Consider the following 21,778-nt stretch of genomic DNA (forward strand, 5'->3'; position numbering starts at 1 on the left):
GTTGTCGCAAAACCATTTTTATATCGCAAGTGTTAAGCCGATAGGCGTCACTTGTGATTAAATATTGGCGAAGTCTCCCGACTTCGAAATGAATGAAAGTGTGATGTTTATATTCGAAGTCGGGAGACTTCGCCAATGATCAGTTCCAAGTGACGCTAACGCTTAACACTTGAAACATGGTGGTTTTTCAACACTATAATAGGTTTTGCGACAGTCCCGGCAGGTGATGCAGCAACCTAACCATGACTAAAGTCTTGAAGATTGAGAACAGAGATAACACTTTAGTGTTGTCGGAGTCAATATCACCTGCCCATGACTTCAGTCATGGTGCACGATTTGCTCCTTTTCCTCTGTCTTTGTGCTTAATTTTTGATGTGATGGCTCGTAAGCCACAAGACATTGTGGTTCTACAACCCTGTACCTCCTCAATTGATATTTTAAGCAAAAAAAGTCCCACAATTTCACAATCATGGGACTTTTCAATTTATGTTCTTGAAAGAAATGTAAGGCTACTTCTTGTTTCTCTTCGCCAATTTCTTTTTCTCTTTCTTTCTGTTGGATTTCTTTTTGATCTCTTTGTAATCCGCCTTGTCTTGAGCAATTTCTTTCATCACTGTCTTCCAATCTGTCGATTGTTCTGAAGAAAAGCCTACGATATTGGCATAATCACCTCTTTCCAATCTATGAACGGCGATTTCTTTGCCCATGAAATCTTCAATCTCTTCCTTCAGTTCTTTTTCATTCTCATCACAGAATGAAATCGCATCTCCTTTCTCCATTCCTCTACCTGTACGACCTACACGGTGAACGTAGTTTTCAGGAACGTCAGGCATATCATAGTTCACTACAATTTGCACATTTGGAATATCAATACCACGAGCGGAAACGTCTGTAGCTATAAGCACTTTTACTTTGCCTTCTTTGAAGGTTTTCATGGCATGCGTACGCGCTTTTTGGTCTTTATCACCGTGAATCGTCACTGTTTCCAAACCTACTCTTTCCATCGCTTTATGTACCCTCTCGGCTCTTACTTTTGTTCTTACAAAAACAAGAATTTTCTTCTCTGGATGTTCACGGATAATGTTTTCCAAGAAGAACCGCTTATCATCCATTTTTACATAGCTCAATGCATGACGTACGTTTTTAGAAACTGGATCTTTTGGTGAGATCTGGATTCTAATTGCATTTTTTACTAATGAATACGCCAATTTCTTGATTTGCTCATCAATGGTAGCGGAGAAGAAAAGTGTCTGTCTATGCTTCGGTAAAAAGCGAATGACGTCTTTGATATCCTTGATAAAACCTTTCTCCAACATGTGATCGGCTTCGTCCAAAACTAAAATTTCAGTTCTACTCAAATCCACATATCCTTGATGCTGTAAATCAAACATACGTCCTGGAGTGGCAATCAAAATATCAACGCCAGACTCTAACTTTTCAATCTGCTTGTCTTGATCTACACCACCATAGATACACAAGATATCCAATTTTGTGTATTTACCGATGGTCTCAAAAACTTCCGTAATTTGTTGAGCCAACTCCCTTGTTGGAGCCATCACCAAAGTACGAATACTTTTCTTTCTATTTCCTCTATTCGGTTTATTCAATAGACGTTCCATTACAGGAATAGCAAACGCAGCCGTTTTACCAGTACCTGTTTGGGCAATCGCCAACACATCCTCTCCTTTTAAGATAGGAGGAATAGATTTAAACTGAATATCCGTTGGTTTCTTAAAACCTTTTTCTTCTAAGCTTCTCTTTAAGCTTGAGGAAATACTGTATTTTTCAAATTTCATTATGAATGTACTTTGGAGTGGTTATTAAAACTCTCCGTCTTCAAGGATTTCTTTTACTCTTCCCACTTCACCCGTTTCCAATCTCACTTTGATCCCGTGAGGGTGAAAAGAAGATTTTGTCAATATTTTTTCAACCCAACCTTCAGTCAATTCTCCTGTTCTCTGATCTGCTTTAAGAACAATATTTACATGACCTCCAATTTTGATGTTGCTTCTTTTTCTTCCGTCGTCCATAAAAGTATTTTATTTTGAAGGCATAATTTCAACCCCTTCACCATCAAAATCAGCTTCTTCTTTTGTTGGTTTTCTTACTTCTACGATTTCTCCATCAAAGAATAAATCCATTCCTGCAAGCTCATGGTTCAAGTCCATGATCACATCTTTCTTATTGATCTTTGTGATTTTACCATCATAAACATCGCCATCTTGATCCGCTACAGAAAGGATATGCCCTACTTGAAGCATTGCTTCCTCTTCTTCCTCATCAGCAAAACCGAAAGCATTTTTCGCTACTTTCACTTCGCTGTATTCTTTGATTACTTTACCGTAAGCATCTTCTGCTTTCAGTGAAATTTGAAATTTATCTCCTTGTTTTTTACCTAAAAGAGCATTTTCAAATTTTGGAAGTACCCCACCTGCTCCTACATAAAATAAGAACGGGTCCTCTTTGGGTGCTTCTTCTATAAAATTTCCTTCAGCACTATCTCTATATAACTTATAAGTCAGTGCTACTACTAAACCTTCTGAAATACTTAATTCTCCCATTAGACTTTTATTATTATAATACACAACAAAGCTTTCTTTCGAATAAATCCCTCGGAAGAAAGCTTTGTCTTAAGTACTAAGACAAAAGTAATCGAACATTGTATCTTATCTTTTTTATCCTACTCTTCGTTAGATTTTTATCACATAACTACGGTTATGCTCTGCAAATCTGCCTCGATTAGAATAAAAAATAAAAACCTAAAAAAGTCCGTTTACATCTGTCATAGTACTTATAAATGTTATCTTATTTTCTACTGAAGACCTTCCAAACCTTCAAGTCCTTCCATTTTGTCTACTTGAATGGCTTCTTCTAGTTCTTCTTTTGTTGCGTCTCTAACGTCAATAATCTCACCAGTGAAATATAAGTTAGTCCCTGCAAGTGGGTGGTTGAAGTCCATCACTACATGATCATCATGTACTTCTGTCACTTCTCCTTCCATTGGCATCTCGTCAGGACCAACCATTGGCAATACGTTACCAACTTTTAAAATTTCGTTTTGATCTATTTCGTCTTCGATGTTGAAAACTTCCTTAGGAACTTTTACCACCGCAGCGTCTTGTCTCTCACCATAAGCATTCTCCTTAGAGATACTAAAAGAAAACGTATATCCTGCTTCTTTTCCTTCTAATTCAGTCTCGAATTCAGGAAGTACATCCATGTGACCAAATAAGAATTCAAATGGATCGTCTTTTTCTACTTTTTGAAGAAGAGTACCTTCTGCAGTTTCTTCACTTAAACTATAAACTAAAGTGACTACTTTATCTTTTGTTGCTTTCATTATATATTTTTTTTGTAAAGGTACTAAGAATTAATCTGTTGAGTTAAGATTTTATTCGATAAGAAAGGTTTATTGTGAATTAAGATAGAATTTGAGGAAAAAAAGCTGTTGGGAATTGGTCAAAAATAAAAAATAGGTAAACATCTTCGCCTGAATGTCTACCTATTTGTGGGTAAAGAATCAACTTTGTTACCTTTTCGGTAATAGTTTATTGCCTAGTTTAATACTACTTGCTAATACAAATTTCCGAAAATTCACATTAACAAACTATACCCATTTTAGGGTATTTTTTTCAGATCTTATTGATCATAAAAACCAAACTTGCAGTGGAAAATGTATCTCCAAATTCACCAATGGTGATCACTACATTACATCCATTGTATTTCAATTTATAATGTTGTTTCTGTTGGTTGTTATCGATTGTTCTTTCAAATCCACTTTGGTAGTATTGTTCCATAAAAGTCTTAAACCTTACAAATTCACCTTGATAAACTTCAGCAGGTGTATTGCCTCCATCTTTTGATGGGACAAAACCCATAGATCTAATTATTTTTCGATTATTAGTGTAGACAAATAAAGTCCCTGAAACTCCTGCGATATCCATATTGATCATGTCTTTTCCTTCTAGCCTTTCACCTATTTTATAATCGGTAAAAGCTTGTGCAACAGACGGAATAGAGGATAATAATAATAGAAAGAAAAAGGGTGCTATTATGAGAAATTTATTCATACTAAAGGAAATATAAACTGAATATCATATTCAGTTTTTGATAAGAATGAGATTAATATATAATGAGTTAAGGGCTAAATTGTTTGTCCTCATTTTATTTCAAAAGGACAGAATAAAAATAACAAAAAATGGGAACAAGTTCACTCTACTTATTCCCATTCTATTACTTATTTTCTACTTCATCACGAGTATATTTCCATCGATTATGTGACCAAAGCCAATCTGCAGGAGATTCCTTAATATTTTTCTCAAGTAAAGCTGCATATTTTTTGGTGACTTGACTACTTCCTTTCACGTACTCCTCTCCTGCTTGAAAAACAGGAATAATCTCCCCTTCATAATGTCCTCTTTTAGTTCTAGAAATGTGTGCATAATAGACCGGCATTTTGGTCATTTGAGTAATAATTTCTGGACCAGAAAAAAAGGCCGTTTCTCTCCCAAAAAATTGTACCCATTCTCTTTTTTTATCATACCCCGGAGGTGATTGGTCTGCTACTAACCCGAACGAGAACATTTCCTTTCTTTTCATCCTCACTAAAATCTCTCTCATTGTTTTGGCCATAGGAATTGGGTACCCTCCAAAATTTGCTCTGATATCAAGCATTAGTGCATCTGTAAATTTACTGGATAATGGCTTATAAACACCTCCAAAACTAAAATCCAATTGACTGGCATAGCCTGAAAGTTGCCATTCCCAATTTGTAATATGCCCTGCTAATAATAAAAATGGTTCGTTGTTTTTGATGTGTTCTTCCATTTTTTCAGGGTTAGTGATCTTAAATCTTTTCAGCATCTGTTCTCTTGTCATGCTATAAGATTTTAATGCCTCGAAACCAACATCTGTGAGGTTGAGGTAAAATTGAAATAGTAACTTCTTTCTTTCTAGATGTGATTTTTCAGGGAAAGCAATTTTAAGGTTTTGCATGATTTGAGACCTCCTGTAACGCAGAATACTCCCCATAAAAAACGCAATAGAATAAGAAAGGAAGTGTATAAAAAAGAATGGTAATCGAGAAAAAAGTTTTACAAAAATCATTAATTTAGATCGCAGGTTATTTTTTGAATTTATAGAAATTCACGTACTTAAAAATAGTAAGGTTAATTATTAATATTGCTTTTGTGTTAAGACAAAATAATTCAATTATTAATGAATAACAAAATAAAAAAACAGAAAATGTATCACCATTTTTGATAACAAAAACAACAATACATTCTCTGTCTACGGATCATTAATTACTATTTATCTATAAAATAAACCTTGAATATCACTTTTATAATCTTGCCATATTTCGGCATTCTGTAAGTCCGAATCCATTTCTTTGTATTTTTTTCTCATAAAAATACTAGCGTATATTCCTCCTAAAATATTACTGATACTCAAACCTATAAAGATCCCCTCAATAGCAAAAAAGTAAGAACCGATTAATGTTAGAGGTACTGTCATTACAAATGATTTGATCAACATAATTTTTAAAGAATCTTTGGTCATTTGTAATCCATTGAACGTAGAAGATGTCATGATAAAGAAACCATAAAATACGTAAGAGACACCCACCAATTGGAAATAGGAAGTAGTATAGTCTATAATGGTAGTATCTTCACTGAATAGAGAGGCCAAAGGAGCAATGAAAAGATATAAACCTACGGCCAGTGCTATTCCTAAATACGTTGACGTTTTTCCTCCAAAAACAATAGCTTCATCAATCCTTTTATTTTGTTTTGCGCCAAGGTTTTGAGCAATAAAAGGTGTCAATGCCGTTCCTACTCCTAAAATTCCTATTAACATCAACATTTCAATTCTACTACTCACACCAAATGCGCCCACCGCCAAAGCCGAATGAGAGGCAATAATATAGGTCAAATACATCTGAGTGACGGGAGCCACCATTTGCGTTAAAGTGGTTGGCAAACCCACTTTCATAATTTGTTGCATTAAGTGTTGAACGGGCAATGTTGAGATAGAATATGAAAATTTCATCACTCTGTCACCTACAAATAATACAAACATTCCTATACTCATAAAAAACCATGATAACACTGTAGCATAGGCCGCCCCTGAGATACCATACTCTGGGAAACCGAATTCACCAAAAATCAATAAGTAATCAAAAATTAGGTTGACTACTCCCGCTAATGCCATCGTTACTTCAGGCATTACTACATTTCCGGTTGATCTCAAAATACTACCTGCCATTATCCCTGTAGTCAATAAAGGAATACCTGAAAGAAGCGGTAACATATACTGATCTATCAAGGGTAAAATTTCTTGAGGTGCTCCCAACATGAAGAAAATGGAATTAGAAAAATAATACACCACTGAAGCTACTCCTACTGTCAAAATAAAACACATCAATAAACCAACTAAGGCATACTGTTCTTTTGCGATTTCGTTCTTGGCTCCAACAGCCTTTCCTACCAAAGTAGAAACCCCAACTGCAAGCCCCATAAATAACCCCACAATGATAAAATAGAGTACAGATGAAAAGCTTAATGCAGCCAAAGCTTCACCTCCTAGTTTTCCTACAAAATAGGTGTCAATGACTTGAAATAGGAACGTAGAGAGCATTCCGATACTGATAGGAAAACTCATTTTAAGTAATACATTACTGGTTTTATCTTTTAAAATATCTGTCATGAGTGAAAGTAGTTGAGACGAAATTGAATAAGAGAATTAAACTAAAACACATACAATTATTGTACATACAATAGTTATTGAAAATAAAAAGTTAAACTAATTCCATGGCTATTTTTCGGATGCGTTCTTTTGAATTATTCAAAGCTTCAAATGACGAGTGAATAGAGCCACCTCCAACTACGATATGCTGATCTGATGGAACTGTCAGTCCTACTACAAATTGTGCATCACGTTCTGCTTTGAAGTGCAATTCACCTTCATTTTCTTCCAAAATATTAAGGTGTCCCAAAGAGATTTCTTCCTCATGTAGTGTCACTTTTCCTTCTCTTGGAAAAACAAAACCTCTTGATTGGCCTTTGGGGGTTGGAATGCTAATTTCTTCACCCGCTTTCAATTGTACATCAAGATAAGTCAGATCATAAGGTACTTCTAATGTTGCTTTCTGACCTTTGTATTCACCTACAATGATTTTCACATTGTCCACCACTTTCATTTCTTCCGGTTGAACGTTTTGATAGCCTGTTTCCCCTTCTTCAAGATGTTCAGGCAATTGCAACCAAAGTTGGTGAATGGCTAAACTCCACTCTTCCTTTTCTTCCTCCAATGGTTTTCTATAACCTTCTGCATGGAAGATTCCACCTCCAGCGTTGATCCATTGTGCTCCACCACTTCTAATTATATCATCATTTTTACCTGAATCTTGATGTACTAAATCTCCTCCTTCAAAATAAGTGATGATTCCGATACCAGAGTGAGGGTGCATTCCGAAGAACATGCCCTCATCTCTTCTTTTATTTTTTCCAGCATCGAAAAAAACGAAGGGTTGCAATTCTCTTCTAGTACTTGGATCTAGAATGAATTGAAAACCGTTTCTTCCGGGTTGCTTACGCTTCAATTGACGTTTCATAAACTGCTTCTTTAAAGTTTGAAAATTCAGCATCAAATTTTGCTTTCAATTCCCCTTCTACAATTCCTTCTTCAGCTGAGAAATTTTGTCCGAATGACGGTAGAGAAAAACTTCCCTTTACGTCTGCTCCTGCATAAGGTAAAGAGCCTTTGGCAATATTGATTACGCTTCCTGCACCGCCTGGACCTGGCGAAGTTGACATTACAAAAGTTGGCTTATTTTTATAAACAGAACGGTCTGCTCTTGATGCCCAGTCAAAAATATTTTTGTATGCGGCAGAGTAATTTCCATTGTGTTCTGCAAAACTGATCACCAAGGCATCGGCTTCTTCAATATCTTTTAAGAATTGTGTTGCTTCTGCAGGAATACCTGAGGCTAATTCTTTATCAATACCATAAATCGGCATTTCATAATCATTCAGATCTAAAACCTTTACTTGTGCACCTTCTAATTGTTGACCTGCCCATTGTGCTAATTGCTGGTTGATTGAATTTCGGCTGTTTGAAGCTCCAAATACTACGATGTTTTTCATAATTATTCTCCTTTTAATTTTTTGATTAATGTTGCTAATGTTTCCAATTCTTCTTCAGATAAATTGCCTTGGAATTGCTCATGGAACTGTCCTACTTTGGTATCCAACTTTTGTAACTCCTCCAACCCTTTCTCTGTAATGGTAATGTCCATTTTTCTTCTATTTGTAGGGCATTCTTTGCGGAGTACAAGTTGTTTATCCAAAAGCTTATCAACAATCCTTGTCACATTACTTGATCGTTGAACCATTCTTTCTTGTATTTCTTGAACAGTAATAGGATCTCCTTTTTGTCCTTTTAATATTCTCAACACATTAAATTGTGGTTCTGTAATACCATATTCTTTCAGGTCTTTTCCTACTTGATCAGTAATCCAATGTCCTGTTACAATGATCTGATGAATTGCTTTATAATATTTTTTTGAATGCATTTATTTGTTTAAACGATTAATGTATATACAATAGTAAAAACGTTTTTCTGTAATTGCAAATGTTTTCTAATAATATTTCTGTTGGACACAAAAAAAAAGCTCACCTCTAATTGAAATGAGCTTTCGCTATAAATGTAACTGATGTCTAAACAAGGTACGTAATCAATTAAAAACAGCAGGTCGTTTTTAATTGCGTACAATTACTAATCAATAGTTTACTTGATCCGTTAAACTTTCCATAAAGGCTACTAAATCGCTCAGTTCCTTCTCTGTCAAGTTTAATTCGTCTGGAGGAAGCGTTTGGTTTTCAAGATGAATACCAATTCCTTCTCCACCGCCTTGATTGTAGAATTTCAAGACTTCGTCTAATGTTTCATAAACGCCGTTGTGCATATATGGAGCTGTTTTACTAATATTTCTAATCGTTGGTGTTTTGAAAGCAAACATCTTAATAGGTGCTTTTGAAATCTCAAAGCGACCTTTATCAGGATCAACTTCAGCACTTTCCCAAACTTTCTCTGAAGGAACACCCAATACTTCCAATTCACTATGATTGAATAAAGGAGGAACGGTACCGTTAAAAATTGGAGCGAAGTGACAAGTACCACATTTTGCTTTCCCCATAAATAAATTAAACCCATTGATTTCAGACGAACTCAATTCCACTTGATTCGATGTAATTCCTTGATCAAATTTTGAATTGAAAGGATTTAAACTTCTAATGTACATTGCAATAGAATTACGAATACTTTTGGAATCCGTGTTTTCATAATGCTTCTGCAACACTTTTGTATATTCTTCATTCTTTTGAACCACATCCACCACTTGTTCCATATTGGAGTGAAACTCATCTTTATTTTTGACCACATCCATGATTTGATTCTCCAGTAATGATTTTCTCGAATCATAAAACTGTGCGGCCTGTAAACCCGCATACATTAATGTGGGTGCATTTCTTTTGTTTGCGGCTCCCGTATTCGTAATAGATTTTGGCAATCCGTCTGTAAAAGCTTTTTGAGGATCATGACAAGTAGCACAACTCATTTTACCATTAGATGATAACTTTTGATCATGGAAAAGTTGCTTTCCGAGTGCTACTACTTCTTCATTGTAATCTATACTATACCTAGAAGAAAACTTATTGATATTGAATGTATTTTTATCAAATAAAGAAGTGGCGTAATAATTAATCTTTTGTTCAAAAGGAAACTCCACTTCCCAATCTTTTATAGTTCTCACCCATAATTCTAACATTGGGTGTACTGACTCCTTGATAAAAGTAAAGCGATCAAATTGCTCAAAACTCTCTGCAGAGGACAGCTTATTTTTTGCTTGAGCAATGCTTTCATTCCATTCCGCTAAAAGGGCCTTATCTTTAAAATAATCCTTACTTACAGACAAAAGAAACGCAATACCATCATAAGCATATTGATTCTCTTCCAAACTATTTAAATAAACAGGAGAATCGAAACCACTAATACCTAAAGAAGTGATTCTTACCAATTCATTTCTAACCATCCATAGTAGATGGTAAGGCTTTAATACTAAAATTTTATTGTTACTCAACTCCAAGTTCAGAGTATTGATCATTAAGCCTGCTTGTCTATGCACTTCATTAATGTCCATAGAATCTGAAGCATACATTACTTCTTCTATTACCTGAAAGCCAATGGCTTTGATCACTTTATCAAAATTATCAAATTCATCGACGTGAGGTAAATTAGGTTGATTGAGGGTTTTATAATCTTTGGCTGCATAAAATGACATGATAGGTTCTACTTTTTTAAAAGAAACCCTAGCCACATCAAACTCTTTCTTCAACTTCTCAGGATCTTCCAATTTTTGAATGGTCTCCAAAGAAGTAAGACATTTTTTTAAATTTTCATGATAATATTGGATTAGTTGCTCTTTCTGTTCTTTGATAATCTGTTCTCTGTTAATTGTCGAATTACATCCCCAAATAGTCATTGTGAAGATTGCTAGTATTATTAAGTTTTTCATCAGAGTTCTTATTATAGAAATTTGAAAAAGCTCGAGCAATATGAACAATTGCTCGAGCAGAGTGCTAGAACATATGTGATTTGGTTGTTCTAGTAATTTTAGGTTTTTATTAACGTTCTAAACCTTTCACTACTGTTAGGATACTACCTTCAATTGCAGAACCATGACCTGTAGGGTTTTTGAACGACTCGTCTTTCCATGAGTGAGCTTGTTGGATTAGGATGAAAGTACCATCGATTCCTAACTCATCAGATACGTCAATCATACCTGTTAACTCCCACTTACCCCAACGGTCAGCAGCAGAAGCATATCCGTTGTCAATACCTGTAGAACCTCTGTGATCAGACTCTAATACTACTTTTAATAAACCAGTGTTTAAGTTGTACTGATATAAGTAAGCATCGTGCTCTTTTTCAGGTGCATCAGCATAACCATTTGGATCTTCTTGGATGTATAAGAAGTTTGAAGTAGCTAAGATGTTGTCTGGGCTATGTAATCTTTTCGCTTTACCCGCTAAATCGTCACCGTTTAATACTACTGAGATTTTAGCTTTTAATGGGTCATTCTCGTCTAAAACTAATTTGTAAACTCTACCATATTTAGTTCTAGTATCGTTGTAAGCTGTACGTCCAGTAGCAGTGAAGTAGATTTCACGGTTAGCAGCAGCAGAACCTCTTCTGTAGTCGATATCTTCTACACGGTTGAAAGCCATGATGTTTTTGCTGATTGCTTCCTCATTTAATGCATCATAAGTTCTTTCGTCTAACTCTACGAAAGTTGCGTCGAACTCACCAGCACCTTCAGCTACTAAATCATTGTCTGTTACAGTACCATCACCTACTTTTAAAGCATATAATTTACCATTTTCAAGGTCACCTACAGTTTCAGAAACGTACATTACTAACTGTCCACCTGCGTCACCGTGAGAGTCATCACCGATCATTACAATTGTTTTGTTAGGGAATGCATTTTTGTTTAATGGAACTGCATTTTCAATTGTCCATTGTCCCATTGAAGTTAAAGTTCTAGCTGTACCTGCTTCTGAAGCATCTCTGAAAGGATCTGTAGCATATACATATCTAGCAGAACCACCCCATTCTCCACCGCTAAGGTATAATGGACCAAATCCGTGCTCTTCAGGAGTAATTAAAGTACCTGAACATTGTGCAGTACTTGCAGTTGCTTCAGCGTTCAAGATGATTTCACCTTTTACTGGCTTGAAAGTTTCGTCGAATGAAATACGAGCTACTGAGTAATGCGCCTCAATGTTGTTGATTAATGTGAAAGTACCGTCATCATTACGTAATAAACCAGCACCGTCAGCCATTGAACCATAAAAATAATCTGGGCTTTGCTCTAAAGCATCTTCTGAAGAAAGAATAGAATAGATTTCTAAATCTTCAAAACCTGAATGACGCTTTAATAAATGTGGCGTTGCTGAGTGGTTTTTCAATACTACAGATGGAGCTGCTGGTACAATTGGGAATTTAGATACTGTACCGTCAGTAAGCGTGAAAGTCAACATTCCTGTTGCTTCATCAAAAGTGATTGATTGGATACCTACACCTTGCTCGCCTAATAAAGGATCGTCAAAAGTGATTGTTGATCTTTGTCCGTTTTCGAATTCTACAGTTACTTTAGTTCCGTCGTCAGAAACTGTATAGTCTACTACTTGACCTGTTCCGATGATTTCTTGTGGGTCAGTTGTCTCATCTTTGTTTTCACATGAAGTAAAGCAAGAAACTGCTAGTGCAACATAGATTAAAGAGATAATAAGTTTTTTCATTTTGTTACGATGATTGGATGAATGTATGAGTTTTTTATCACCGCAAAATTAGAGAAGGGAAAATTGGATTTAGTTAAGTTAGATTTACATAATTTTAATGCATTCATGAATAAATAACAATGTAAACACCCCTACATTTTACATAAAATTAACCTGATTTTTTTCAATGTAAATCATAATTCATCCACGGTATTTAATTTTAAGTAAATATTCATTCACTTAATCAATTGTTTTTAATTTCTGTTCTATCTTTTGTTAAAACAAAAAGCAGTACACGTTACTTTCTTTAAGTTAATGTGTACTACTTATCTAAATTAAGTCTAAATTCAATTAATTATTCTAGAATTACTTTTTCCTTTTTCGGGTACTTCACAGAATATTTAAATGATTTTTTAATGCTTTTACCAGGGGCTATTTCTTCTGTCCACTTTACGAAGCCATCAGTATCGTTCTGTTTTCCTCCAGAAAGCTTTTCTGTGGTCACTGTAATTTCAGTATTCACTGAAACGGGCACTTGATCATAGAATTCTATTTTGATAGGAGACGACTTTTTATTTCTGATTTCTAATTCAAATTCTCTACTGTCTGTTTTTGTAGAACCAATTGACTTTTTCTTCGCCAATTCATTTACTTTATTTCGATTAACGACGATAGATTTATCCCTGCCCAATGATATATCCAATGTATCCGTTAAAGTATTGGCCTCCACCAATGTCGTTCCTACGTATCCTCCTTCTAAAAAAAGATTGGCTTCACCACTTAATAAGTTATACTGATCCCAAGATGGAATTTTTGCAATCAAGAAAGCAGATTGATCTAGCTTCGGAATGGAAAAATATTGATAGTCTACAGGAATTTGGTACTCTTTCATATTAACAGCAATACTTCCAGTACCCGATTTGATTGTATATTTTTTATCAATCTTAAAGTCGACTGTAGTGGTATTGACTTTCATCTCAGAAGTCATTTTTATAGCTTCTTTTTTCGGTTTTGGTTTTGACACATAAGGCGCTGCTTTAGGTCTATTTTTACCGACACTTCTTCTTGAAGAACCATACCCCACTACTACTACTTCATCTAATGATTCAGCATCTACTTGTAAGTAGATATCATAATATGCTCTATCAATAGATAGTCTTTCAGATTGGTAACCAATGTAACTAATAACAATGTATTCGGCATGTATTGATTTTGTCAAAGAAAATTTACCATCAAAATCAGATATTGTACCAATAGAGGTTCCTTCAAATAGTATATTAGCACCTGGCAAGGGCTCTCCATTTTCATCATAAACTACACCTGATATTTTATTTCCATGGTAAGCCTCATACTTTTGACTTGTAGACCTTGTATACCTCGCATAATTCAATTCCCACTTTCTTAACTGAGGCATTACTCCAGACTGAGCCGGTTCTCCATTTGACAAAGTCAATGCGACATTTTTCCATTCCACTCCAGTATTTTGATAAACATCAGCTTTATATTCCAGTTTCAAAGGTTTAGTAATATCATCTGCTCTAATATCGTATTTTGGTAGCCAACCAGCATCTTTTATGAAATAAGATGCTTCTAAAGTGACCGTTTGTGGTGTTTGAGATTCTATTTCAACAATGATCTCACCAGATCTCACTTTCTCCACTCCACCTGCTTGTTTAAAGTGGTAATTTAAAGTAGCCTTTTCTTCTTCGAGTTGTTTCTGTTTTTTCTCCAACTCTAAAAACTCATTATCAATTTTAGTGATTTGTGTTTCGTATAAACTCAACATCTGAGTTAATTCTGTAGAAGTCACTCCTTTTTGTTCACTACCGAGCTTATTATTACTAGTGATTAAGATTTCTTTTTGACGAAGTAGATTTTCTCGTTTATTGATTTGCTTTAATTTGAAATCTATTTTTTCTATTTCTATCAGTAAGCTATCCACTGATAAATTACTTTTAGGTTTTTCGGTCACATTGATATTAAACCTCGAAGACAGAATCGTAAAATCTCCCTTTCCCTTCACCTGAAGACTATTTCCATCAATAGAAGTGGACAATTTATTGAGTGTTAACCTGTATTTACCTCTCCCAATTTTTATAGATCCTTTTCTAGAAAGTTCTGCTCCTTGCAAAAAAACTCTCGCTGATTTAATGGTACTTTTCATTTTCTTTTCCTGAAAAGATTGCCCTATTACATAAGTCTGAAAAAGTAGAAGAAAAAGAAGAGTGATTGTAGTTTTCATATTCATTTAATTTCAATAGTTCTTTAATTCAATACGTTAGACGTACCTAATAATAATTAAATATACAAAAAAGCCTGACAGCAGCAGCTATCAGGCATAATATTATGTATGATTTATTTTATTTCAAATCAATGGTCAAGTTTTCAAAATCAACAATATCCACTATTTCAGAATTACTATCATCATATCTCACTGCAACACTGTCTCCAATGGCAGTGATGGGCAATTCACTCGAAATCATTGAAGAACCAATAAAGAGTTTTTCTTGCTTATCCTTCACCATCAAATAGTAATTTGTATTGCCGTTTCTGATGTCTTTGCTTATCCTTGTCACTACAGAAGTAATCTGATAAGTATTAGCATAAGTACTTGGTGAAACTGCATTACCTTTACTGTTCAAACTGTTTTTATAAGACCTCAATGCTTCTTTGATGGTATTCCCTACCCCCACAATTGTGTAGTCTTCCACTGAAACCATTGCAATCATTTTAATCAACCCTGCTCTATCTTTTAAAGACATGACATAAGTAGGCATTCCATTGATATTATAAGTAATTGGAAAAGAAGCAACATAACCTTTTTCCTGTACTTTACCCATTGCTGATTGTCTAGCGGCTTGTTCTGTTGCACCAATCTGACGATACCATATCGTTTCTTTGGTTCTGGTATCTACCAACACAAAACCTACCGTACCTTCATCGCTACCTACAGAGGTTAAACCCGTGTACCAATACGCCCTATTGTTGGCTCCATACACTAAAGAGATGCCTTTTGTAGTTGTCAATTTTCTTTCGTTCGAAAAATTGAAATACCCTAAAACATATTCTCCCCAGTCATCCAATTGATTTACGATAAAGCTTTCCGGCTGAATTCTATCAATCCAGATGGGTGCTTTATCAATTTCATATTCTATAATTTCTCCTGAAGTGACATCGACTGTCAAAACACCAGAAGCATTTTTACCTGAGAAACCTACTTTTTTATCATAAAGCGTTACAATCCAATACGGTTTTCCATCATCATCAATTTCAAATGAAAAATCTGTAATTCCTTTCGTCATGTAACCATTAAAGTAAATATGTCTATGTAGATCAGTCGAGAAATAAGCTCCTGGCTGATATTTAATCTGTACTCCTTTTCCGCCCACAGTTTGCACTAATTCTACATCACGTTCATTGGTGGCAGACACCATTACATAACCTGGAGTTCCTTCACGGTTGTTATTCCATTTGAAAATACCAGAGTGCAGTAAAGGAGCCACCCAATACAACTTCCCATTTACTTTCTGAATACTAAACTCTCCTAATTCGGCTTGACTACCTAACGACGGAATAGAACCTAACACCTTATCCCCTAATCGGTGAGCCATGGCATTATCTACAATTCTGATTTCATCCGTTGAAATTGGTGCTACATGATCTGTAAAATTTTCACCCGCTTTTACTTCCCCTATCAGATCTCTATAATCCTTACTTCTCAATAAAGCCCAAGAGGTTGCAAAAGGTACAATTGTCACATACACCAAACCTAATAATAGGATAGATAATGTGACTACTTTGGTGGTTGTGAATTTCTTTTTTTGCTCAACAATAGATTCTATGGATAATATAGCGCCTACGACAGCCAAAATAGCGACTATCCATCCTGTAAAATCAAATCTTACCGTTGGTAAAAATAAGTAATACAATAAAAATAACAGAATGACTGATATGGAAGCATAAGTGATAGTTTTTTTCATTTGACGTTTTGTGTTATGTTAATTTTCGTGTAATGCAATCAACTTTTCTACTGTTTTCCAGTTTCTAGTGGTTGCCTCTACACCCAATTTCTTTTCAAAAAACTGATTGGATAACTTGGATTGACTGTATTTTCCTTGGCAATGAATAAAGACGAAGCGATCGTGAATAAAAAACTCATCTCCATTAACGGGGGAAACAATTTGCTCTAATTTATCTTTCTCAGGAATTATAGAGAGCACCGTAAGGTGTAGACTATCTATTGATACGTTTTCTGCAAAATAGGGGTTGAGTTTTACAACATTTTTTAATGTTTGTAAATCCACCGTAATGACCGGTACATCAAACCCATATTGCTCTTGAATTCTTGCTTTGATGACTTGAGAGAAGTCTGCTTCAACAATTGCTTTACTTTGAAATAGAACATTGCCAGACTGAATATAAGTTTGTAGCTCTTCCACCTCTTCTTTTTGATAAAGTTCTTTTAAATCTTTCATTAAGATTTTCCGCCTGCCTCCTACATTGATTCCTCTCAATAAACTGATGTATTTATGTTTGCTCATTATATTCAGTTTTCAAAATTGACATTATTATTTTATCATGAAATGCACCATCTCTCAACGCTGCATTTCTTAAAATACCTTCTTCCTTAAACCCTGCTTTGGTATAAGCAATAACCCCACCTTTATTGGGTACAGAAACGGTTAACATCAATCTTTCCAACTCCTTTTCTTCAAAAGCAATTTTAATAATTTGCTTTGTTACTTCAGTTCCTACTCCTTGCCCCCAATAGGTTTTATCCCCAATAAAAATATAATATTCTCCTGATCTATTAGTGCTTGAAAAATTAGATATTCCCGCGTAACCTATAAATATTTCGTCAACATAAATACCCAAAGAAAGCGTTTTAGCATCCCTCAATACTCCTTTAAACCAAAAATCTATCTCTTCTTCAGTGTTGAGTTTTTGAAAAAGAGATAGAGAATATCGGATTACTTCAGGATCATTTAACCATTGATAAAAAGAGTTGACATTCTCTTTCTGTAATGGTTTTAACTGTATTACTCTACGTCCCAATAGTAAAAATTATGTTCTGTGTCTAATTTAAAATCAACAGCAGGATACAATTGATTGCCTACCGTATTTGTTTTTTCTGTTTCTAAAATCACGCCTGCTGCCTCTGTAACTTTCGCTAAGTTTTTGGCTTCACCCATCAACAATTTCGATGCTCCTTTTCCTCTATGTGATGTTGCCACAAAGAGGTCATTCAACAACCAAAGTCTTTTCATTCTAGTGGAAGAGAAAAGTGGATAGAGTTGTACAAAGCCAATTAAATGCCCTTCCTCTTCTGCGACATAAATTACACTTTCGCCTCTTTCTGTTCTTTCTTGCAAAAACTGTTTCGCTCCTTCAATATCACTATCTTGTTTATAAAAAACTCTATAGGCATCAAACAATTCTGCTAATTGATCAAAATCTGTAAAATTAGCTTTTCTAACTTTCATAAGATCGAGCTTTTAATTCTTTTCTAAAACAAACACTATCTTCATTACCAATATACTGACCATAATTAGGTGTTTTATCAAAACCATATTTTTCATATAAACCGATGGCTTCTGGTAACATCAAACCGGTCTCTAAAACCAATGCTTTTAAATTCATGGCTACTCCCCATTCTTCCAATTCTTGAAGTACTTTAGTTGCAACTCCCTTTCCCCTCTGATTCTGTAACACATACATTCTTTTCACTTCAAAAATTCTCTCTTCAAACTCTTTCATGGCACCACATCCCACTACTTTTCCATCGCTGTAAGCCAATACTACATGGTCAATATCTTCCAAGCCATTGAACTGCATATAAAACTCATGGTCCTCACCATTTCTCACGGCAAGGTCTTGGTTTAAAAGATTTACCAAATGTAAAAAATCACGGTGTTTTGCGTCTGTCTTGATAAGAGTAATCATAATATCACTTTGCTTCTAGGTTTTCAACTATTTCAGGAAAAACATTTCGAAACTTTAGGGCTTGTTTAATATGACCTAAATGATGGTTACAGTGCCAAGCATAAATGCCTATATTCTCCTTTAAGCTCGTTTGTTCTTCAGATTCTGGATGGAAAAAAGTTTTATTTAAATCTTCCTTGTTCAGCCTCTCTAACAAATATGTCCATTTTTTATGAAGAAATTCAATCATCTGTAAAGTATCTGAGAGATCTTCTTCTTGACTGTCTACCAACTCCGCCCATCGATCTTCAAAATAGGGTCTTATAGAAGGGTTCTCTTCCGTTAAGGCCAACTTGAATCTTATATAGCTATTCATGTGGCTGTCAGCACAGTGGTGTACTACTTGTTTGATGGTCCACCCTCCAGGTCTGTAAATGAGGTTAAGTTCTTCTTTTGTTAGATTTTCTACTAGTTTTTTTAGTCGAATAGGGAACACTCTAATTTCGTGTATCCAAAGTTTAATTTGATTTTCATGTATATAAGCAGGAACTTCAAACTGTCCAAAGGGGAATTTTAATGTTTCTAGAGTGGTGAAAGAGTTGTTCATAAGATCAGTGTACTTTTATATTACTTAATAGCTGTGCTATTGCTTTTGTGTCTTTTCCTGTTTCTTGATAATGCTTTTGCACAATTCGTGCTACATTTTCAGAGTCTTGATACCTTCCTAATTTATAATACAAATGTGCTTGAGTGTCTAAGTAGTTATAAGAGTTTTTCTTTGATATACTAAATGTCACCCATTTCAATGCTTCTTGTAGGTGTTCCACATTATCTGAATGCTGATAATAATACCAAGCCCAATCGTTGCACTTTTTTAACTCCGATGCATTAGGTTTAGACTGTATGTAGCGGAAATTGTTTTGAATGGATTCAAATGCTTTTTCATCATAACCCATAGAAAGAAAAAAACGAGGTTCATAACTAAAAGCCATACGGAGTGCTATTGTATTGGGAAGCACTTCTTTTAATTGAGTCATTTTTTCCTCAAAAGAATGTACATCCTTGACTTCCATAGAAGACGAAAGTGTATTCTTTGCTAACCCTCTATAAATTTTATTCATTTTTTGAGGAGAAAAAATATCCGCAAATAGTGGTTTGTATTTCACAAAAAAGCAGAATGCCTCAGAGTTTACATCAGAGTTATACAATATCTGACTCACTGCAGATTGTACTTTTTTATCCTTTAAATCTTCTGGCTTTAATAATGTAAATAATTTATCATTTGTAGCATGATCCATCACACCTACGTCGTAAGAAGCTAAGGTATAATTTAAGTATTCATTGAAAGTTAACTCTTCTCCTTGTTCAACTTTTTTCTTTAGGGTATAAAGTTGAAAACTAGGAGATAGTGCTTCTTCGCCTTTCTCTAAAAAAACCTTAGGAGGTAATTTCCCTTTCGCTTGATGAAGAATTTTTCCAGCGGATGAAAAATATAAATGTGCTGGAAACGATCGAATATTATAATTGGAGCTAATAAAACGTCCAATTTCCGATTGAATATCCACTTTATAATTCACAAACTGCTCATTATAAAAGCGTGCAACTTCTTTGTCACTATAAACATGACGATCCATTTCTTTACAAGATTCGCAATAAGGCGTATTGACTCCAACATACACCTGTAAGTCTTTCTTTTTTGCTTCCTTAAGTACTTCTTCCCATTTGCCTTCAAAAAAATCAACCTGCTGAGCAGTTAGGGGATACACTAAAAAGCCCCCTATCAATAATAATAATTGTAGCTTGATCATTGGTAATGGTTTGCTTGAGATTTCCGATATATAAACTCTACGTTGATTATCAATTGGTTCTATCTTGACTAATCTATCCATTTCATCTCATTATTAATAGATTAGAAAAAACGCAATACACAAATTACATGTTGTGAGAAATAAATAAAATCAATCTGAAATCACTGATAATCCGTTATTAAATGTAAACACAAGATACATTTTTAGAGCATGCGTGTCAATGTGTGTTATAATTCTTCTTTATTTTCACACTTTTTTCCCCAAGGAATGTACCTTTGTGGAAACATAAATTTTGAGAAAGTGACATTTGACGAATTAAAGCTGAATAAATTTATTCTAAATGCAATTAATGATTTAGAATTTATCAATGTAACTCCTATTCAGGAACAGGCCTTTCCGGTCATCGGAGCAGGAAAAGATATGATTGGTATTGCCCAAACAGGTACAGGTAAAACGATGGCCTATCTTCTTCCTATTCTTCAAAATTTAAATTTCTCCAAGCAATATGAGCCTAGAGTACTCATTATTGTGCCTACTAGAGAACTTGTAGCTCAAGTAGTTGAAGAGGCTAAGGCACTTTCTAAATATCAATCCTTGAGAATCTTAGGGGTGTATGGCGGTGCCAATATCAATACTCAAAAACAATATGTCAACGAAGGTGTCGATATCCTAGTAGGTACTCCGGGTAGAGTATATGATTTAGCGTTGTCTGGTGTTTTGAAATTAAAAGCAATTCAAAAATTTGTCATTGACGAAGTAGACGAAATGCTTGACCTTGGTTTTAGACCTCAGCTGACTCGTTTGATGGATTTGCTACCACCTCGTCGTCAAAACATCATGCTTTCAGCCACTATCACTGATGATGTAGAAGAGATCATTAAGACTTTCTTTAGAAAACCTACCAAAGTAGAGATTGCAAAAACGGGTACTCCTGCTGACAAGGTAACACAACGTGCTTATCATGTGCCCAATTTTTTCACGAAGGTCAACCTATTGGAATATCTTTTTGCCAATGAACCTGAAATGGAAAAGGTATTGGTCTTCGTTAGAAATAAAAAATTAGCAGATCGCCTTTATGAGATGATCGAAAAGCTATTTCCTGAAAAAGTAGGGGTCATTCACTCCAATAAATCACAAAACTACCGTTTCAGAATGGTAGATGAATTTGATGCAGGAAAGCTTAAAATTCTTGTCGCTACAGACATCATTGCAAGGGGACTTGACATAAAAGGCATTACACATATTATCAACTTTGATACTCCTGAAATTCCAGAGGAATATATCCATAGAATTGGTAGAACAGGTAGAGCAGACGAAAAGGGATTGGCCATAACATTCATCAATGAGGTAGAACAGGAATACCAAATGATGATTGAGGAATTGATGAAAAAGCAAATTCCATTGGAACCTATGCCTGAGGAGGTAAAAGTATCGGATATTTTTACAGAAGAGGAAAAACCTAAGCTTTCTACTAAAAATTACTTCGTTACAAAGAAAACCAACGAAGCTAGTGGAGGTGGTGCATTCCATGAAAAAGTAGGAATTAACAACCCTGCCAACCAAACGAAAAAGGTACACCGAGGACCAAAGAAAACCAAACCTGTCAACAGAGGAAGGTTGAAAAAAAAGTTCAGAAAAAAATAAATGCTAAAACAAACAGCAGCATAAAGGGTGAGAGGAATAATTGCAATTTCCTCTCACCCTTTTCAT

General features: G+C 35.0%; 21 protein-coding genes. 1 reads left to right on the forward strand and 20 read right to left on the reverse strand.

The features are described from left to right. Window positions 1-509: 509 nt before the first annotated feature. From PL77_RS15845 to PL77_RS15940, 20 genes are all read right to left on the reverse strand, one after another. Window positions 510-1,796, reverse strand: a complete 1,287-nt coding sequence (locus PL77_RS15845) for a DEAD/DEAH box helicase (protein ID WP_044207313.1) — start codon at window positions 1,794-1,796, stop codon at window positions 510-512. 24 nt (window positions 1,797-1,820) lie between these two features. Beyond that, window positions 1,821-2,030 (reverse strand): YwbE family protein, encoded by a 210-nt coding sequence (locus PL77_RS15850; protein ID WP_044207316.1) that lies wholly within the window; start codon window positions 2,028-2,030, stop codon window positions 1,821-1,823. Window positions 2,031-2,039: 9 nt separating this feature from the next. Next, complete coding sequence (locus PL77_RS15855; RefSeq protein WP_044207319.1) at window positions 2,040-2,561, reverse strand: peptidylprolyl isomerase; 522 nt, start codon at window positions 2,559-2,561, stop codon at window positions 2,040-2,042. Between the two features lie 251 nt (window positions 2,562-2,812). Further along, window positions 2,813-3,340 (reverse strand): peptidylprolyl isomerase, encoded by a 528-nt coding sequence (locus PL77_RS15860; protein WP_044207321.1) that lies wholly within the window; start codon window positions 3,338-3,340, stop codon window positions 2,813-2,815. A 292-nt stretch (window positions 3,341-3,632) separates the two neighbouring features. Then, complete coding sequence (locus PL77_RS15865) at window positions 3,633-4,070, reverse strand: hypothetical protein (RefSeq protein WP_044207325.1); 438 nt, start codon at window positions 4,068-4,070, stop codon at window positions 3,633-3,635. A 163-nt stretch (window positions 4,071-4,233) separates the two neighbouring features. Then, window positions 4,234-5,106, reverse strand: a complete 873-nt coding sequence (locus PL77_RS15870; RefSeq protein WP_044207327.1) for a lysophospholipid acyltransferase family protein — start codon at window positions 5,104-5,106, stop codon at window positions 4,234-4,236. Window positions 5,107-5,310: 204 nt separating this feature from the next. Next, entirely contained in the window at window positions 5,311-6,705 is a 1,395-nt protein-coding gene (locus tag PL77_RS15875) for an MATE family efflux transporter (RefSeq protein WP_044207331.1), read from the reverse strand. A gap of 91 nt (window positions 6,706-6,796) precedes the next feature. Next, window positions 6,797-7,612, reverse strand: coding sequence for a pirin family protein (locus PL77_RS15880; protein WP_044207333.1), 816 nt, complete (start codon window positions 7,610-7,612; stop codon window positions 6,797-6,799). Further along, window positions 7,590-8,144, reverse strand: a complete 555-nt coding sequence (locus PL77_RS15885; RefSeq protein WP_044207336.1) for an NADPH-dependent FMN reductase — start codon at window positions 8,142-8,144, stop codon at window positions 7,590-7,592. Before PL77_RS15885 ends, PL77_RS15880 begins: the two co-directional genes overlap by 23 nt. Window positions 8,145-8,146: 2 nt before the next feature. Continuing rightward, window positions 8,147-8,572, reverse strand: coding sequence for a MarR family winged helix-turn-helix transcriptional regulator (locus PL77_RS15890; RefSeq protein WP_044207338.1), 426 nt, complete (start codon window positions 8,570-8,572; stop codon window positions 8,147-8,149). A 207-nt stretch (window positions 8,573-8,779) separates the two neighbouring features. Then, the gene (locus PL77_RS15895) at window positions 8,780-10,573 is read right to left on the reverse strand and encodes a cytochrome-c peroxidase (protein ID WP_052444478.1); all 1,794 of its coding nucleotides are present in this window, start codon (window positions 10,571-10,573) and stop codon (window positions 8,780-8,782) included. Window positions 10,574-10,682: 109 nt separating this feature from the next. Continuing rightward, window positions 10,683-12,359, reverse strand: coding sequence for a PhoX family protein (locus PL77_RS15900; protein ID WP_253273994.1), 1,677 nt, complete (start codon window positions 12,357-12,359; stop codon window positions 10,683-10,685). A 334-nt stretch (window positions 12,360-12,693) separates the two neighbouring features. After that, window positions 12,694-14,580 carry a mucoidy inhibitor MuiA family protein gene (locus PL77_RS15905; RefSeq protein WP_172665875.1) on the reverse strand — a complete coding sequence of 629 codons (1,887 nt, stop codon included), beginning with the start codon at window positions 14,578-14,580 and terminating at the stop codon, window positions 12,694-12,696. A 118-nt stretch (window positions 14,581-14,698) separates the two neighbouring features. After that, window positions 14,699-16,318 carry a hypothetical protein gene (locus tag PL77_RS15910; protein WP_044207343.1) on the reverse strand — a complete coding sequence of 540 codons (1,620 nt, stop codon included), beginning with the start codon at window positions 16,316-16,318 and terminating at the stop codon, window positions 14,699-14,701. 18 nt (window positions 16,319-16,336) lie between these two features. Next, window positions 16,337-16,879, reverse strand: coding sequence for a DUF1697 domain-containing protein (locus PL77_RS15915; protein WP_044207346.1), 543 nt, complete (start codon window positions 16,877-16,879; stop codon window positions 16,337-16,339). Further along, complete coding sequence (locus PL77_RS15920; RefSeq protein WP_044207349.1) at window positions 16,866-17,393, reverse strand: GNAT family N-acetyltransferase; 528 nt, start codon at window positions 17,391-17,393, stop codon at window positions 16,866-16,868. Before PL77_RS15920 ends, PL77_RS15915 begins: the two co-directional genes overlap by 14 nt. Continuing rightward, window positions 17,378-17,821 (reverse strand): GNAT family N-acetyltransferase, encoded by a 444-nt coding sequence (locus PL77_RS15925; protein WP_044207352.1) that lies wholly within the window; start codon window positions 17,819-17,821, stop codon window positions 17,378-17,380. Before PL77_RS15925 ends, PL77_RS15920 begins: the two co-directional genes overlap by 16 nt. Then, the gene (locus tag PL77_RS15930) at window positions 17,811-18,281 is read right to left on the reverse strand and encodes a GNAT family N-acetyltransferase (RefSeq protein ID WP_044207355.1); all 471 of its coding nucleotides are present in this window, start codon (window positions 18,279-18,281) and stop codon (window positions 17,811-17,813) included. Before PL77_RS15930 ends, PL77_RS15925 begins: the two co-directional genes overlap by 11 nt. Before the next feature lie 4 nt (window positions 18,282-18,285). Continuing rightward, window positions 18,286-18,867 (reverse strand): YfiT family bacillithiol transferase, encoded by a 582-nt coding sequence (locus PL77_RS15935; protein WP_044207358.1) that lies wholly within the window; start codon window positions 18,865-18,867, stop codon window positions 18,286-18,288. Window positions 18,868-18,871: 4 nt separating this feature from the next. Beyond that, the gene (locus tag PL77_RS15940; protein ID WP_044207361.1) at window positions 18,872-20,149 is read right to left on the reverse strand and encodes a DUF255 domain-containing protein; all 1,278 of its coding nucleotides are present in this window, start codon (window positions 20,147-20,149) and stop codon (window positions 18,872-18,874) included. 219 nt (window positions 20,150-20,368) lie between these two features. On the opposite strand from PL77_RS15940, the gene PL77_RS15945 reads away from it, so the two are divergent. Further along, on the forward strand, window positions 20,369-21,712 hold the full coding sequence (locus PL77_RS15945; RefSeq protein WP_044207462.1) for a DEAD/DEAH box helicase: 1,344 nt from the start codon (window positions 20,369-20,371) through the stop codon (window positions 21,710-21,712). Window positions 21,713-21,778 lie beyond the last annotated feature (66 nt).

This window comes from Flammeovirga sp. OC4, assembly GCF_000812565.1.
Taxonomy (GTDB): domain Bacteria; phylum Bacteroidota; class Bacteroidia; order Cytophagales; family Flammeovirgaceae; genus Flammeovirga.